At 40.9% G+C, this 15900-nt stretch carries 16 protein-coding genes; 12 read left to right on the top strand and 4 right to left on the bottom strand.

All coding sequences use genetic code 11. The features are described 5' to 3' along the window. Window positions 1-277 precede the first annotated feature (277 nt). Window positions 278-1180 (top strand): DMT family transporter, encoded by a 903-nt coding sequence (locus tag ACXADT_RS15740; RefSeq protein ID WP_270181714.1) that lies wholly within the window; start codon window positions 278-280, stop codon window positions 1178-1180. 20 nt (window positions 1181-1200) lie between these two features. Further along, on the top strand, window positions 1201-1974 hold the full coding sequence (locus ACXADT_RS15735; RefSeq protein ID WP_270182052.1) for a Cof-type HAD-IIB family hydrolase: 774 nt from the start codon (window positions 1201-1203) through the stop codon (window positions 1972-1974). Window positions 1975-2020: 46 nt separating this feature from the next. Here the strand turns inward: ACXADT_RS15735 and def are convergent, their stop codons facing one another. Further along, window positions 2021-2560, bottom strand: a complete 540-nt coding sequence (def, locus tag ACXADT_RS15730; RefSeq protein ID WP_474831847.1) for a peptide deformylase — start codon at window positions 2558-2560, stop codon at window positions 2021-2023. Window positions 2561-2831: 271 nt separating this feature from the next. Between def and ACXADT_RS15725 the strand changes: the two genes are divergently transcribed. From ACXADT_RS15725 to ACXADT_RS15700, 6 genes are all read left to right on the top strand, one after another. Further along, entirely contained in the window at window positions 2832-3485 is a 654-nt protein-coding gene (locus ACXADT_RS15725) for a YkyA family protein (protein WP_270182053.1), read from the top strand. Between the two features lie 448 nt (window positions 3486-3933). Next, on the top strand, window positions 3934-5016 hold the full coding sequence (gene pdhA / locus ACXADT_RS15720; RefSeq protein WP_270181716.1) for a pyruvate dehydrogenase (acetyl-transferring) E1 component subunit alpha: 1083 nt from the start codon (window positions 3934-3936) through the stop codon (window positions 5014-5016). 3 nt (window positions 5017-5019) lie between these two features. Beyond that, entirely contained in the window at window positions 5020-5997 is a 978-nt protein-coding gene (locus ACXADT_RS15715) for an alpha-ketoacid dehydrogenase subunit beta (RefSeq protein WP_270181717.1), read from the top strand. A gap of 100 nt (window positions 5998-6097) precedes the next feature. Continuing rightward, window positions 6098-7417 (top strand): dihydrolipoamide acetyltransferase family protein, encoded by a 1320-nt coding sequence (locus ACXADT_RS15710; RefSeq protein WP_270181718.1) that lies wholly within the window; start codon window positions 6098-6100, stop codon window positions 7415-7417. A 4-nt stretch (window positions 7418-7421) separates the two neighbouring features. Beyond that, window positions 7422-8831, top strand: coding sequence for a dihydrolipoyl dehydrogenase (gene lpdA, locus ACXADT_RS15705; RefSeq protein ID WP_270181719.1), 1410 nt, complete (start codon window positions 7422-7424; stop codon window positions 8829-8831). Window positions 8832-9083: 252 nt separating this feature from the next. Next, on the top strand, window positions 9084-9323 hold the full coding sequence (locus ACXADT_RS15700) for a hypothetical protein (protein ID WP_270181720.1): 240 nt from the start codon (window positions 9084-9086) through the stop codon (window positions 9321-9323). Between the two features lie 128 nt (window positions 9324-9451). Here ACXADT_RS15700 and ACXADT_RS15695 read toward each other — a convergent pair whose 3' ends face one another. After that, complete coding sequence (locus tag ACXADT_RS15695) at window positions 9452-10957, bottom strand: glycine betaine uptake BCCT transporter (protein ID WP_270181721.1); 1506 nt, start codon at window positions 10955-10957, stop codon at window positions 9452-9454. A 364-nt stretch (window positions 10958-11321) separates the two neighbouring features. Here ACXADT_RS15695 and ACXADT_RS15690 point away from each other — a divergent pair, with 364 nt between their 5' ends. Further along, a complete protein-coding gene (locus ACXADT_RS15690; RefSeq protein ID WP_270181722.1) occupies window positions 11322-12182 on the top strand; it encodes a polysaccharide deacetylase family protein in 861 nt (286 codons plus the stop codon). Between the two features lie 35 nt (window positions 12183-12217). Here the strand turns inward: ACXADT_RS15690 and ACXADT_RS15685 are convergent, their stop codons facing one another. Beyond that, entirely contained in the window at window positions 12218-12592 is a 375-nt protein-coding gene (locus ACXADT_RS15685; protein WP_270181723.1) for a DUF1885 family protein, read from the bottom strand. 227 nt (window positions 12593-12819) lie between these two features. Here ACXADT_RS15685 and ACXADT_RS15680 point away from each other — a divergent pair, with 227 nt between their 5' ends. After that, entirely contained in the window at window positions 12820-12933 is a 114-nt protein-coding gene (locus ACXADT_RS15680; RefSeq protein ID WP_270181724.1) for a GapA-binding peptide SR1P, read from the top strand. 37 nt (window positions 12934-12970) lie between these two features. On the opposite strand, the gene ACXADT_RS15675 is transcribed toward ACXADT_RS15680, so the two are convergent. Continuing rightward, window positions 12971-14446, bottom strand: coding sequence for an aminotransferase class I/II-fold pyridoxal phosphate-dependent enzyme (locus ACXADT_RS15675; protein ID WP_474831845.1), 1476 nt, complete (start codon window positions 14444-14446; stop codon window positions 12971-12973). A gap of 205 nt (window positions 14447-14651) precedes the next feature. Here ACXADT_RS15675 and ACXADT_RS15670 point away from each other — a divergent pair, with 205 nt between their 5' ends. Together ACXADT_RS15670 and ACXADT_RS15665 are read left to right on the top strand one after the other, a co-directional pair. Beyond that, complete coding sequence (locus ACXADT_RS15670; protein ID WP_474831843.1) at window positions 14652-15629, top strand: NAD(P)H-dependent flavin oxidoreductase; 978 nt, start codon at window positions 14652-14654, stop codon at window positions 15627-15629. Further along, window positions 15626-15898, top strand: coding sequence for a UPF0223 family protein (locus ACXADT_RS15665; RefSeq protein ID WP_270181727.1), 273 nt, complete (start codon window positions 15626-15628; stop codon window positions 15896-15898). The genes ACXADT_RS15670 and ACXADT_RS15665 overlap by 4 nt, the downstream gene beginning before the upstream one ends. Window positions 15899-15900 lie beyond the last annotated feature (2 nt).

The raw sequence follows: 15900 nt of genomic DNA, 5'->3' as shown, positions 1-15900 counted from the left end.
TCCATTATAAAAATAGAGATTTACCGCGCCATGAAAGGAAAAATTCTTATTCTTGTACTGTTGGAGAGTGAGGGAAAAAGAAGGTTTTTAATGATTTTTTGATTTTTCGTTTCATTTTCGTATACATCTGATCCATTCCTTTCCTATTGTTATAGTGTTGTTATTATTCGTTAATAGTCAAAAAAATAGTTAGGAAACAGATGGAAATGAATCAAGAGACAAGAAGACCCTGTTCATGTAAGATAGAATGATACGAAATGCATGAGGAGGGGAATCCATGAGACTGTTACTTGCCCTGTTATCACTTAGCTTAATCTGGGGGATGTCATTTATGTTTATCAAAATACTCGTTCCAGTGGTTGGACCGATGGGCGTCGTATTTTACAGATGTTTGTTCGGTGCATTGGCGATTTTTATATATCTCATTGTAAAAGGGCGAGTTAGCTACCTATTTAAAAGGCTCCCGTGGGGAAGCTTGATTTTAGTGGGTTTGTTGAACGCACTTATACCTTGGGGGTTGATCGCATTCAGTGAAGAGCGCATCTCTAGCAGTTTAGCAGCTGCATTAAATGCTACGACTCCTTTATTTACCGGGATTCTAGGAGCATTGTTCTTTTCGAGAGTTCTCAAGCTGAGACAGTGGTCAGGGGTTATTATCGGATTTATCGGTATATTATTTCTTATCGAATTCAATCTCGGTTCATTTTTTAAAGAAGATTGGATCGGGGTCGTACCGATGCTCATTGCAACAGCTTGCTATGGCTTTGCATCACAATTCACTAAGAAAAACCTTTCAGATGTTCCTGTCGATATCTTGGCGATCATGACGCTAGCAGTTGGAACACTAGGTGGATTCATCATGATGTTTGTTTCAGGAGATGTACAATTATTTACGCCGATCATCGAACGTGATATCCTTATATCGCTAATAGGACTTGGGGTGTTTGGATCAGGCATCGCCTATCTTCTCTTCTTTTATATGATTCAAAAGGGGAGTGCAGAGTATGCGACGCTAGTGACATACTTGGTTCCAGTCACGGCGTTGTTTTGGGGTAGTGCATACCTTGATGAGGCGGTTACAGTTACAATGGTCGTTGGACTATTGTTTATCTTTACAGGCGTATATTTATCAGGACGTACAACAAAAGCAGAGAAAAGACTTTTACAAAAGTCTGCATAGAAGGATAGGTGAGAGAAATGATGAATGATAAGATTGTTTTCTTCGATATAGATGGTACATTGTTAGATCATGATAAAAAAGTTCCAGCTTCGACGAGAGAGGCTCTAAAAGAATTGACAGAGAAAGGTGTAACGGTTGCGATTGCGACAGGAAGAGCACCTTTCATGTTTGCAGATCTTAGAGAAGAGTTAGCTGTCGATTCGTTTATCAGCTTTAATGGACAGTATGTAAAACACAAAGAAGATATCGTTCAAACAAATCCTTTAAGTAGGGAAGAAATCGTTTCGCTTGAGAAAGTAGCGAAAGAAAACGGTCATCCTATGGTGTTTCTAGACCATGAAGCCATGATGAGTAATCACGACAAGCATCCTCATATTATGAAGAGTATGGATGATCTAAAAATGCACTACCCGGGCTTTAATCCTACGTATTACCACGATCGTGATATCTATCAAGCTCTCCTTTTCTGTCAAAGTGAAGAAGAAGCGAACTACCGCGAAACATACGGTAACTTTGATTTTATTCGTTGGCACGACTTTTCGATGGACGTTATTCCTCCAGGAGGTTCAAAAGCAAGAGGAATTGAAGCGATGATTTCACACTTAGGGTTTAAGCGTGAAAACACATTTGCCTTCGGTGATGCTTTGAATGATATCGAAATGCTCAAATACGCAGGAACTGGTATTGCGATGGGTAATGGTTATCAAGAAGCGAAAGAAGCTGCTGACTTCGTGACGGATCCAGTCGATGAAGATGGAATCCGAAATGGATTGATAAAAGCAGGACTGTTGTAACGATGAAATAAAAAAGGAATCGCGCACTTGCGCGATTCCTTTTTTATTACCGAAGAGGTGACAGCTCCTGTGCTTCTTCTTCATTTATTCTATCGTAAAACATGATACCATCCAGGTGATCGATTTCGTGTTGCGCGACAATAGCAGGGAGTCCCTTAAGTCTTAATTTAAGTGGGTTGCCATCTGTATCAATTCCTTTTAGGGTTATTCTCGCATACCGAGGTACAGCTCCCGGAATATCTCGATCAACAGAAAGGCATCCTTCACCGCCTTCTAAATAAGTTTTTTCTACAGAATGACTGATGATCTTAGGATTCATAATTCCATAGCTGTATAACGTTCCTCTATGATCTGTAACATGGATGGCGAACATCCTTTTGCTAATGCCGATTTGAGGGGCGGCAATCCCGATACCTGATCGAAGCTCATATTCTAAAGCTGTTTCTGGATCCTGGCTATTGATTAAAAATTGAAGCATATCTTGAAGCGTTTGTTTTTCTGCTTCAGTGGCGGGGAGTTCGATTTCTTCTGCTACTTGTGTAAGGATCGGATCTCCCTCTCTACGTACGTCTTTCATTGTTAACATAAACATTTTCACTCCTATCTTCACGGACTCTCACGTTATAAGTATATTGAAGACACTTACTTATGGGTACCTAGATCATCTAACTATCAGTTTAGCACACCATTCAACGCGATAAAATAAATCGTAACGTTTACGGAATGACCAATAATCTCTTCAGCTTAAATTTGTGATAAAACGACTGTTCTATTGCCTGATAGAATATGGTATAGTAATCAAAGATATGAAATCATTGGTATTAATTGGAGATGTGGGGGGACTATTGTTGTCAAGAGTGAACCGAGTAGGAATCATTTCTCTTTTTTTCTGTTTTCTCATCCTTGTTGGATGTCAGTTCGGTGAGAGTACAGAGGAAAAGATGTATAACCATTTAGAAGAAGCAGTAGCGTTAGAAGATCAATTTAGAGAACAGCAAGAACCATTAGCTAAGGCTGAGAAGAAAGAGCAAGGGCTTTATGATGAAATCGTTGCACTTAGCATGGATGAGTTCGATAAGATCAAATCTCTTTCAGAAGAAGCGGAAGCGCTAACGGAAAAGAGACTAGAATACTTAAACAACGAGAAAGAAAGTATCGATAAGGCTTATGAAGAATTCGAGAATACGAAAGAATTAAGTGAAGACTTAGAAGGTGAAGTTCAAAAAAGCGCAAACACGCTCATCGAAAAGATGGATAAGCGCTACGAAGCGTACCAAACGCTTTATAAAGAATACAAAGCAGCGATCGAATTAGACAAAAAGCTTTATAGTATGCTGCAAGATAAAGAACTTACGCTAGAGCAACTTCAAGAGCAAATCAAAAGCGTGAACGACCAATATACGAAAGTCTCTGAACAGAAAGAAAAGTTTAATACGTACACAACAGAGTTTAATGAAGCAAAGAAAGCTTTCTATAAAGCTGCAGAATTAAATGTTAACTATGGAGAATAATACTAAACCGCTCAAATAATTGAGCGGTTTTTTATTTAATTGTATTAGTAAACAAAATCCCTTTGTATTGATACAGTTTCATATTCATAGTTATAACAGGTTTTCATATAGGAGAGAAAGCTTATTTTTGAAACCTAATAATTGACTATATAGACACTGTATTGTAAACTGAAAAACGAACTTACTCATGAAGAGAAACACTCCCTTATTTTTACTGATACAGTTCACAAAACGCAGTAGTACATAGTACTAGGGATTATTTCTCCAGAAATAAGGGTATGAAATTGAGTGTTGTCTTTAGTGGCACAAATTTTATCGAGACAAACTGTCATTTAATAAAGGCTAAATGGACATGCTAGATATGTCTGAAAACTGAACGACCCACTCACAATTGCATTTGCAATTAAATAATTTATCTCTTTATGAATGAAAGGATGAGGTGAAAGGTATGGGGACAAAAACCCTCGAAAACATTGAAGGCCAATTCGAAATGTTCCAGATCTTAAATGAAAACGGCGAGATCATTAATGAAGAGGCTATGCCAGAACTAACTGATGAGCAGCTTCAAGAACTTATGCGCCGCATGGTTTATACACGTATTCTTGATCAGCGTTCAATTTCTTTGAACCGTCAAGGACGTCTAGGATTCTACGCTCCAACAGCAGGACAAGAAGCTTCTCAGCTTGGAAGCCAATTTGCACTTGATAAAGAGGACTGGATTCTTCCAGGATACCGTGATGTTCCACAGTTAATTTGGCACGGACTTCCTCTATATAAAGCATTCTTATTCTCTCGTGGACACTTTGTAGGAAACCAGGCTGATGGCCTGAACATGCTGAGCCCGCAAATTATTATCGGAGCTCAAATCACTCAGACTGCTGGTGTTGCACTTGGACTTAAGAAAAAAGGCAAGAAAAACGTAGCAATCACTTACACAGGTGACGGCGGTGCGTCTCAAGGTGACTTCTATGAAGGAATGAACTTTGCTGGTGCTTATGGCGCTCCTGCTATCTTTGTTGTTCAAAACAACCGCTTCGCAATTTCAGTACCAGTTGAAAAGCAATCAGCTGCAAAGACGATTGCTCAGAAAGCTGTCGGTGTTGGAATTCATGGCGTACAGGTAGATGGAATGGACGTTCTAGCTGTTTACAAAGCAGTGACTGACGCTCGTGAGCGTGCGATCAACGGTGAAGGTCCAACTCTTATCGAGACAATGACGTACCGTTATGGTCCACATACAATGGCTGGTGATGATCCAACTCGTTACCGTTCAGAAGATCTTGATAGCGAGTGGGAAAAGAAAGATCCAATCGTGCGTTTCCGTAAGTATCTAGAAAGCAAAGATCTATGGAACGAAGAGAAAGAAAATGAAGTTGTTGAGAAAGCGAAGGAAGAAATCAAAGCTGCCATCAAGCAAGCAGACAAAACTCCGAAGCAAAAAGTAACAGATCTTATCGAAATCATGTACGAAGAGCTTCCTCATAACCTTCGCGAGCAATATGAAGAATATAGTGCAAAGGAGTCGAAGTAAGCTATGGCGCAAATGACAATGATTCAAGCAATCACTGATGCGATGCGTATCGAATTAAAGAATGACGAGAACGTACTCGTATTTGGTGAAGACGTAGGTCAAAACGGCGGCGTATTCCGTGCGACAGAAGGACTTCAAAAAGAATTTGGTGAGGATCGTGTATTCGATACTCCACTAGCAGAATCAGGTATTGGCGGTATGTCGATCGGACTTGCACTTACTGGTTTCAGACCTGTACCAGAAATTCAATTCTTCGGTTTCGTTTACGAAGTAATGGATGCAATTTCTGGACAAATGGCTCGTCTACGCTACCGTTCTGGAGGTTCATTCCATGCTCCAATCACTGTTCGTTCTCCATTTGGTGGCGGAGTTAAAACACCTGAACTTCACGCAGATAGCCTTGAAGGACTAATGGCTCAACAGCCTGGTCTTAAAGTTGTTATCCCTTCAAACCCTTACGATGCAAAAGGACTTCTAATTTCTGCGATCCGTGATAACGATCCGGTTATTTTCCTTGAGCATATGAAATTGTATCGTTCTTTCCGTCAAGAAGTACCTGAGGAAGAATATACAATTGAAATTGGTAAGGCTGATGTGAAACGTGAAGGTTCTGATATCACGATCGTAACGTACGGTGCGATGGTACAGGCTTCTCTTAAAGCTGCAGAAGAGCTTGAAAAAGAAGGCATCAACGCTGAAGTAATCGATCTTCGTACAGTTAGCCCGCTAGACATCGACACGATTATCGCATCTGTAGAGAAAACAAACCGTGCGATCGTCGTACAAGAAGCACAAAAACAAGCTGGTATCGCTGCAAATGTCGTGGCTGAAATTAACGACCGCGCGATCCTTAGCCTAGAGGCTCCTGTACTTCGTGTTGCAGCACCTGATACAGTGTTTGCGTTCTCTGCTGCAGAGGATGTATGGCTTCCAGATCATTCAGATATCATTGAAAAAGCAAAACAAGTCGTTAACTTCTAATTTAAGTTAACTTTGATAGAAAATAATGAAGTGAAGTGCATCCGCACTTCGCTTCACACCTTATATAAGCAAATTTTTTACAAATAGGAGGCGAAGTCCTGTGGCATATGAATTCAAAATGCCGGATATCGGTGAAGGTATCCATGAAGGTGAGATCGTAAAGTGGTTCGTTAAAAAAGGTGACGAAGTAAAAGAAGACGATATCCTTGCAGAAGTACAAAATGACAAGGCTGTTGTTGAAATTCCTTCTCCTGTAGACGGAACTGTTAAAGACGTTCACGCTGAAGAAGGAGCAACAGTAGTCGTTGGAGATGTAGTAATCACATTCGATGCAGAAGGCTATGAGGATGATTCCGAAGAAGAAGCTGCTGAAGAGCCTAAAGCTGAAGAAAAAGAAGAGCCTAAAGAAGAAGCTCCGAAAAATGAAAGTTCTGAAGCGAAATCAACACCTTCTGAAGATACAGAAGAAGACGCTGACCCTACTAAGCGTGTGATCGCAATGCCAGCTGTACGTAAGTATGCTCGCGAAAACGGTGTGAAGATTTCTAAAGTATCTGGTTCTGGTAAGAACGGCCGAGTTCTTAAAGAAGATATCGATAACCACCTAAGTGGCGGCGGTCAAGAAGCTGCAGCTCCAGAAGCGAAAGAAGAAACAACAGAAGCGAAGGGTCAAGAGCAAGAGGCAGCAGCAACAACTTCTGCACCTGCAGCATCAGCTCAGCCTGAAACTCGTGAGAAGATGAAAGGTATGCGTAAAGCGATCGCTAAAGCGATGGTAAACTCTAAGCACACTGCTCCTCACGTAACGCATATGGACGAAGTCGTTGTTAGCGATCTTGTAGCTCACCGTAAGAAGTTTAAGCAGTACGCTGCAGACAAAGATGTTAAGTTGACGTATCTTCCATACGTTGTAAAAGCACTTGTTTCAGCTCTTCGTGAGTTCCCAATGCTAAATGCTTCAATTGATGATTCCACTGATGAAATCGTACACAAGCATTACTACAACATCGGAATCGCTGCAAACACAGACGCTGGACTCGTTGTTCCTGTCGTGAAAGATGCAGATCGTAAACCACTCCTTAATGTTTCTGCGGAAATTAATGAGTTGGCTAAAAAAGCTCGTGATGGTAAACTATCAGGGGACGATATGAAAGGTAGCACGTGCACAATTTCTAACTTGGGTTCTGCTGGTGGACAATGGTTCACGCCAATTATCAACAACCCTGACGCTGCTATTCTTGGAATCGGTCGTATTGAAGAGAAGCCAGTTGTTATCGATGGTGAAATCGTTGCAGCTCCAGTACTTGCTCTATCAATCAGTTACGACCACAGATTGATCGATGGTGTTACTGCTCAATTGGCACTTAACCACATCAAACGTCTGTTGAACGATCCACAACTCTTAATGATGGAGGCGTAAAATTATGGTAGTAGGAGATTTTCCAATCGAACTAGACACACTTGTAGTAGGAGCCGGACCTGGAGGCTATGTTGCAGCAATTCGTGCTGCACAGCTTGGTCAAAAAGTTGCAATCGCAGACAAGGGTACTCTTGGTGGCGTTTGCCTAAACGTTGGATGTATTCCTTCAAAGGCGCTAATCAATGCTTCACACAAATACGAAGATGCTAAGCATTCCGAAGATATCGGAATCACTTCTGAAAACGTAAAAGTAGACATGAAGAAAGTACAAGAGTGGAAAACTTCAGTTGTTAACAAGCTTACTGGTGGCGTTGAAGGCTTGATGAAAGCGAACAAAGTAGACGTAATCAGTGGAGAAGTTTACTTCGTAGATAAGAACACTGTTCGTATTATGGATGATAAGAACTCTCAAACATACACGTTCAACAACTGTATTATTGCTACAGGTTCTCGTCCGATCGAACTTCCAAGCTTCAAATGGAGCAAACGCGTCATTTCATCAACTGGTGCTCTAGCACTTGATGAAGTACCTAAGAAGATGGTAGTGATCGGTGGAGGTTATATCGGAATCGAACTTGGTTCTGTGTATGCGAACTTCGGTACAGAAGTAACGATCCTTGAAGGTTCTAAGCAAATCCTTCCTACATTCGAAAAGCAGATGAGCACACTTGTTTCTCGTCGCCTTAAGAAGAAAGGTAATGTAGACATCATTACTGAAGCAATGGCTCAAGGCGTTGAAGAAACGGATGAAGGTGTTACAGTTACAGCAGAAATCAAAGGCGAAACGAAGACATTCGATGCTGACTACGTTCTTGTAACTGTTGGGCGTAAGCCGAACACTGAAGAAATTGGTCTTGAAGAGCTCGGAATCGAAATGACTGAAAAAGGTCTTGTTAAGATCGACAAGCAGTGCCGTACAAACTTCGATAATATCTACGCAATCGGTGATATTGTTGAAGGTCCAGCACTTGCACACAAAGCTTCTTACGAAGGTAAAGTTGCTGCTGAAGCAATTAGTGGCGAAGCTGCTGAAATCGACTACCTTGCAATTCCTGAAGTTGTATTCTGTGAACCAGAACTAGCTTCAGTTGGTTACAAAGAGCAAGAAGCAAAAGATGAAGGCTTCGATGTGAAAGCATCTAAGTTCCCATTCGGCGCTAACGGCCGTGCACTATCTCTAAACGATAGTGAAGGCTTCATGAAGCTTATCACTCGTAAAGAAGATGGTCTTGTAATCGGTGCACAAATTGCTGGTCCTAATGCTTCTGACATGATTGCAGAGCTTGGCCTTGCAATCGAAGCTGGAATGACAGCTGAAGATATCGCTCTTACAATCCATGCTCACCCAACTCTTGGTGAAATTACGATGGAAGCTGCTGAGGTAGCGATTGGTACACCAATTCACATCGCATAATAGATAGAACATAAACCCTGGTGAGTTCACCAGGGTTTTTAATTCGTTTCAAATTGATTTATCCTTAAAATAAGCATCCTGGAACGGAAATCTCACTGTTCCATTAGTAGATAGCTATAAACGCTTTCTTGATTATTTCAAAAGCCCTAGTGAATTCGCAGGGCTTTTTTGTAGTAAATATAAGAGTACTGTGTGTACTATAAGAATACCGCTTGTACGAAGGGCATATAGCTAAAGTGGAGGTGAGTGGACTTGGGAAGAATGTTGTTTGTTCTATTATTTCACGTAGCTTCTTGGAGTGCTTTAGTCGTCATTCTGCACCTATCATCCCAAGATCGACTTTTCTTTAAAGGGATCATGGTCCTCATGTTTTTATATTTTATCATTACATATACAGTTAGAATGATTCCCGAAGTGAAAACGGTAGCTCTCATCACGCTCGCCTCAACATTGTTGTTTGCCATTATGGAAATGGTTTATCACACCGTCTAGTTTTTCAACCCTAGCATGATAATGATTGGAGAATCTCTAAATCATACTATCTCTAAACATCGTTTTTAGTATAAAAAAAGAGTACGGATCCTTCTAGGATCCGTACTCTTTTACGTTTTTAGATGATGTTATTCATCTTTTTTTGGTGCGCGAGCTGGAAGTTTTTCTTCCTTAAATGCTTTCAATAGCGATATGATCATCCCGATAATGATGATAGCAAATGGGAATGCAGCAATGATGGATGCTGTTTGAAGAGCACCTAGTCCACCTGACCACAGCAATACTGCCGCAGCGGACGACTGGATGACACCCCATGTAAGCTTAACACCAGTTGAAGGGTTTAAGCTGCCGTTTGTTGTTTGCATACCAAGAACGAACGTAGCAGAGTCTGCAGATGTAATGAAGAACGTACTGATAAGCAAAATAGCGATGATCGACATAAATGTACCGAGTGGGAACTGCTCAAGGACAGCGAATAATGCAACTTCCATACCCTGATCACTAATAATGTCGTAAACGCCTGTTCCTGCCATATCCAGTGAGATGGCAGAACCGCCGAATACTGAGAACCAAAGGCCACCGAAAATCGTCGGTACAAGAAGTACACCTAATACAAATTCACGAATGGTTCTACCTTTGGAAACACGTGCAATAAACGTACCAACAAATGGTGCCCATGCAATCCACCATGCCCAATAGAAGATCGTCCAGCTTTGAATCCAAGAAGATCCTTCAAATGGACGCATGCGCAAGCTCATACTTGGTAGGTTTTGAATATAGGAACCTAACGTTGAAGTGAACAAGTCCATAATAAAGTTTGTTGGTCCTGCAAATAGCAAAAAGAACATTAGCAGTATGGCAAGGACAATGTTCGTATTACTCAAATATTTAATGCCTCGAGATATACCAGTTGTTGCCGAAATCATATAAAGCACTGTGACGATTAGAATAATCATCAATTGCGTCATAAATGAGTTCTCAATGTCGGTTAAATATGAAATTCCTCCGCCAATTTGAGATGCCCCGAAACCTAATGACGTCGCTACACCAAATACTGTAGCGAAAACTGCGATTACATCGATTAGCTTTCCAAGCGGACCGTATACACGGTCACCGAGTAATGGATGGAATACAGCACTTACAACCCCTGGTGCTCCTCTTCTGAACTTAAAGTAGGCAAGAGCAAGAGCAACTACTGTGTAAATCCCCCATGGGTGTAAGCCCCAGTGGAAGAAGCTATATTGGAATGCAAGTCTTGCTGCTTCATCAGACTCAGGTGATGCGCCAGCTGGCGGTGTATAGTAGTGAAACATTGGTTCAGCTACACCCCAGAATACTAGACCAATACCCATTCCTGCAGAGAACAACATGGCGAACCATGTAATCGTACTGTACTCTGGTCGGTCAGTATCTTTACCTAGACGAATTCTACCGAATTTAGAAAAGATAAGATAGATCGCAAAGATAAGAAATGCAGAAGCTGCTAGTAGATAGAACCATCCAAACTTCACCTGTAGAAAGGTTTGAAGTGAGGATGTAGAAGAATCGAGAGACTCTGGAGCGAACGTACCCCATATAATGAAGATAAGGGTCAAAGCTGCAGAGATCATAAATACTCTCGTAAGCTTACTCATTGTAAATCACACCTTTCAATCAACACTTTTAAATTGTTATTCAAACATGGAAATCTACCGGGTAATGTAAAAGAAAATAAAAACTATGTGTACTAAATGTTGCCCCCGGGATGAAAAAAATATTCGAACGTTAGCCACGACACCTGATTTTGCCTCGCCAATTTACCGTACAGAAAAAGGCACGTTCTCTAGTATATGGGTTGATTTTTTGCTTGTAAAGTATTTTGGCATGGCAGAAAATTAGTCAGAATAATGATTGAATTAGCAAAAAGGAACGATTGGTTAAATGTGACATTCTTCTCTTTCTACTTCCTATACATTCGTTTATGATAGATAAAGACTAGGTGAAGGGGAGAGGGAGAGAATGAGGAAAGCTATTCAAATCTTATCGGTTCTTGTGTTGGTTCTTCTTGCTGCATGTTCCACCGATGCAAATTCTAATGCTGAGGAGACTGCAGAAAATAAAGACAAAGAAGTTGCAACCGAGGAAGATGCAAAACAAACAGAAGGAAATGAAGTAGAAGAAGATAAAGACGAAAAAAATGAAGAAGCAAAAGAAGATGAGCCCGTTGTAGAGGAGGAAGTTGTAAAGAAGTATAAATTAAACACAGCTTTCTGGGGCTTTGAACCAATTAATGATGCGCCATCAGAAGCTGTTCTTCTAACGATCGACGATGCACCTGACAAGCATGCACTCGACATGGCAAAGACGTTGAAGGAACTCGAGGCACCTGCTATCTTTTTTGTGAATGGTCATTTTATGGATACTGAAGAAGAAAAGGCGATCGTAAAAGAAATTCATGAAATGGGATTTGAAATTGGAAATCACACGATGAGTCATGCAGATTTAAAGTCATTATCAGAAGAAAAACAGCGTGAGGAAATTGTGAAACTTAGTGATATGATCGAAGAAGTAATCGGAGAGCGTCCAACGTTTTTCAGAGCACCATTCGGTTCCAACACGGACTTTTCAAAAGCATTAGTGAAGGAAGAGGGAATGCTCTTGATGAACTGGACATATGGATATGATTGGAATAAAGAATATCAAAATAAAGAAGGTATTACAGATATCATGGTAAATACGCCTCTTCTTCAAGACGGCGCTAACCTGTTGATGCACGATCGTGAGTGGACTGCTGCAGGTCTAGCTGATATCGTAAAAGGATTAAGAGACAAAGGGTATAGCATGATCGATCCAGAAACCATCGATATTGAACTAAACTAAATAGAGCATAAAAAATAACCAGCCACTCCGGCTGGTTATTTTTTTGTGGTATACATCGTCCTGCCATTAAATAACGTCAGGTCACCGTTCATTTTTTTTGCGAGGAATTTACATAGTTCGTTTGCTTTAGCTTTATCTCCATGTGTCGCATAGTCTGGTAGAACGATCTGAAGGGCGTCTTCTGTTAAACCGATAACGATTCCACGGTATTCTTCCGATGTACCTTTTAAATAAAACCAATTCTCATCATGACCCATTATGTTATACGGAAATGCGGAAGTTCCATAATCCCAAGAAAGCTGTTTCCCTGTTTTTTCGGTGATCTCCTTATAATAGATTAGAAACGATTTCACTACATTTAAGTCAAGATCCTCCTTAGATTTAGGAGCAACATAGGCACTTTGCGGCAAACGTAATTCCTCCTCTCATATAAATATAGTGTACCTGCCAAATCGTTTTCTGACAATTATTACATAGCTAACATATGTAAATTGTATGCGCCTAATATCACTAAAAATTGGAACAAACTTTCTTAATGTGATATACAATATAGTATTGACAAAACAATTGTGACACACTATTATGGAGATAAGCAAAACGGAAGCGTTTTCAAAACTTACTTTGAGGGGTGTTAGATATGGGAATTATCATATGCCAAACGTGTGAAAAAACAATCGATCATGTAATTGAAGATAAAGTGAGTACTTTGTATAGCAGATGTCCAGAATGCAATAAGAAAGACCGCAAATAAGAAATAAAAGAAGAGGTGGCATTCGCCACCTCTTCTTTTATTTGATTGCTTTGTATTCTTTTATCACTCGTAATGTTTTTAATTCATCATCTTCAGGGCCTTGAACTGGTAAGCCAGCTTCAATATTTTCTTCTATATACGTTAGATTTTCTTCAGTAATAATTTCCCCCGGAATGTAGATTGGAATGCCAGGGGGATACACCATAATAAATTCAGCGATGACCCTGCCTGCTGATTCTTTGATCGGGACGACCTCTGTGTCAGCGTAGAACGCATCACGAGGGGATACGGCTAATACTGGTATATCAGGAACATGAACGGCAACTACCTCAGGATTAGAGCCTATTGCTTCTTGAAATGCTTCCACCATATCTTTTAAAGCATAAACAAGTGCAGAAGTTGTTTCTTCGTTGTCTCCTGGGGTAACGATACACAGTATGTTGTATAGGTCAGAGAGTTCTACTTCAAGGTTCGCTTCTTTTCGTAACCAGATTTCAGCTTCGTACCCAGTGATTCCAAGGTCATGGACAGAGATGATCAGCTTAGTCGGGTCGTAATCATACGTTGCATTCGTCCCGATGATCTCTTTTCCAACACAGTAAAGCGGTGTGATTTCATTGATCTGCTTACGCGTTTTTTCAGCCAGTTCAATTGCTTGATCGATGAGCTCATACCCATCAGTAACTAATCGCTTACGTGCAACGTCGAGTGATGCGAGTAGGAGGTAAGATGTTGAAGTAGTCGTAAGCATGCTGATGATCGTCTGCACACGCTTAGCTGATACTAATCCCTCTTTTACGTTTAACACAGAGCTTTGCGTCATAGATCCGCCTAACTTATGGACACTAGTGGCTGCCATGTCTGCACCAGCTTGCATTGCAGATAAAGGCAGGCGATCATGGAAGTGAATGTGTACCCCGTGCGCTTCATCCACAAGGACAGGTACGTCATAGCTGTGTGCGATCGAAACGATCTCCTCAAGGTTCGCAGAAATACCAAAGTAGGTAGGATTTATAACCAGCACACCTTTTGCATCCGGATGCTGAGCCAATGCTTTTTTTACAGCGTCAGGAGTAATGCCATGGGAGATCCCTAACTTAGGATCGATTTCCGGATGGATAAACACTGGTGTAGCTCCAGAAAAAATAATTGCTGACATAACGGATTTATGCACGTTTCTTGGGACGATAATTTTCTCACCTGGTGAACAAACAGACATGACCATCGTCATGATCGCGCCGCTCGTTCCTTGAACAGAAAAGAATGTAGCGTGCGCACCGAATGCTTCAGCAGCAAGCTCTTGAGCTTCTTTAATCATACCGTGCGGGTGATGGAGATCATCTAAAGGACCGATGTTGATCAAATCGATCGAAAGCGCGTTATCTCCAATAAACGATCTGAATTCAGGGTCCATTCCGGTTCCTTTTTTATGGCCGGGTATGTGAAATTGAATTGGGTTTTTTTGCGCGTGTTTTAATAAACCAGTAAATAATGGTGTTTCGTTTTGTTGCAAAGCAAGCACCTCTTTATCTATACTCTATAAGGAATCCTTGAGAAAAACAGACAAGGATTTCTAACTAATAATGCCATAAACAAACTGAGTATAATCACATCACTCGATATTTGCAAGTTTTATTTTAAGTAGGTATCCTCCCTCTCTAGTAATTAAAGGGTTTTAAGCTACATTCTAGAACAATGTAGAAAAGGAGGAGATCATCATGAAGTGGAATACTCGTATAACGAATTTACTAGGAATTGAAAGACCGATCGTTCAGGGAGGTCTTGCGTATTTAGCGTATCATGAACTTGCTTCAGCAGTAAGTAATGCGGGTGGTCTTGGACAGCTTACCGCGATGTCCATGGATACTCCGGAATTATTAAGGAAGGAAATCAACCTCACGAAACGAAAAACCGCAAAGCCATTCGGCGTTAATTTTGCGATCGGACAGCATGGTAGACCGTTTGAACATATGGTTGAGGCTGCACTTGATGAAGGTGTCGATATCATTTCGGTTACGGGAGGGAATCCTAAACCAGTGTTCGATATGGTCAGAGGAACGAATACGAAGGTCCTCGTATTGACAGCTGGTAAAAGGCAAGCTGTAAAAGCTGAAGAATTGGGTGCAGATGCTGTTATGGTAGTTGGACAAGAAGGTGGAGGTCATCTAGGAAAAGACGATACCAGCACGATGGTTCTTGTTCCTCAGGTTGTAGAGGCTTTAACGATTCCCGTGATTGCTTCAGGAGGAATTGGAGATGGAAGGGGACTGATGGCCGCGCTGTCTTTAGGTGCAGAAGGCATCGAGATGGGAACGAGATTTATTGCAACAAAAGAATGTACACATGCGCATAAAGCATATAAGGATAGAATCATATCGAGTAAAGAAACAGATACTGTTATTATTAAGAGAAGCCTCGGAGCGCCTGCAAGAGTGATTAGGAATCAATTTGCAGATCGAATCCAAGAAATCGAGACAAGGCAAGAAGGCTATGAAAGTTTGAAAGATTACATAAGCGGTGAAGCGAATAAGCGTTTTATTTATGAAGGTAAAGACGAAGATGGATTTGCCTGGGCAGGGCAAGTAATCGGATCGATTCACGATGTGCCGACAGTTGCTGAGCTATTTGATCGATTTGACGAAGAGGCGAGTAAAGTGGTTGAAAAATGGAGTGAACAGAAAGGGGTCATCACATGAACGTAGAATATCCGATTTCAATCGATTGGAGTAAAGAGGAAGTCATCAAGGTCGTACAATTTTTTCAAACCATTGAGAAAGCATACGAGAGGGGAGTTAGTAAAGGAGAGGTACTCAGTACCTATTCAGATTTTAAGGAAGTTGTTCCTTCTAAATCTGAAGAGAAGCAGATGTTTAAGCAGTTTGATAAGGATACAGGTTATTCAACATACCATACCGTTAAGGAAGCAAGAGAAACTGAGCGGGAGAAGGTCATGATGAATAAGTAAAG

The organism is Anaerobacillus sp. ABR4_321 (assembly GCF_056158505.1).
This window is presented reverse-complemented; position numbering and strand designations above follow the sequence as displayed.

Coding starts and splice junctions, on each gene's coding strand:
- ACXADT_RS15680 (WP_270181724.1), top strand. CDS start 12,820: ATGGGAATTATCATATGCCAAACGTGTGAAAAAACAATCGATCATGTA.
- ACXADT_RS15670 (WP_474831843.1), top strand. CDS start 14,652: ATGAAGTGGAATACTCGTATAACGAATTTACTAGGAATTGAAAGACCG.
- ACXADT_RS15690 (WP_270181722.1), top strand. CDS start 11,322: ATGAGGAAAGCTATTCAAATCTTATCGGTTCTTGTGTTGGTTCTTCTT.
- ACXADT_RS15740 (WP_270181714.1), top strand. CDS start 278: ATGAGACTGTTACTTGCCCTGTTATCACTTAGCTTAATCTGGGGGATG.
- ACXADT_RS15695 (WP_270181721.1), bottom strand. CDS start 10,957: ATGAGTAAGCTTACGAGAGTATTTATGATCTCTGCAGCTTTGACCCTT.
- ACXADT_RS15735 (WP_270182052.1), top strand. CDS start 1,201: ATGAATGATAAGATTGTTTTCTTCGATATAGATGGTACATTGTTAGAT.
- ACXADT_RS15715 (WP_270181717.1), top strand. CDS start 5,020: ATGGCGCAAATGACAATGATTCAAGCAATCACTGATGCGATGCGTATC.
- lpdA (WP_270181719.1), top strand. CDS start 7,422: ATGGTAGTAGGAGATTTTCCAATCGAACTAGACACACTTGTAGTAGGA.
- ACXADT_RS15665 (WP_270181727.1), top strand. CDS start 15,626: ATGAACGTAGAATATCCGATTTCAATCGATTGGAGTAAAGAGGAAGTC.
- def (WP_474831847.1), bottom strand. CDS start 2,560: ATGTTAACAATGAAAGACGTACGTAGAGAGGGAGATCCGATCCTTACA.
- pdhA (WP_270181716.1), top strand. CDS start 3,934: ATGGGGACAAAAACCCTCGAAAACATTGAAGGCCAATTCGAAATGTTC.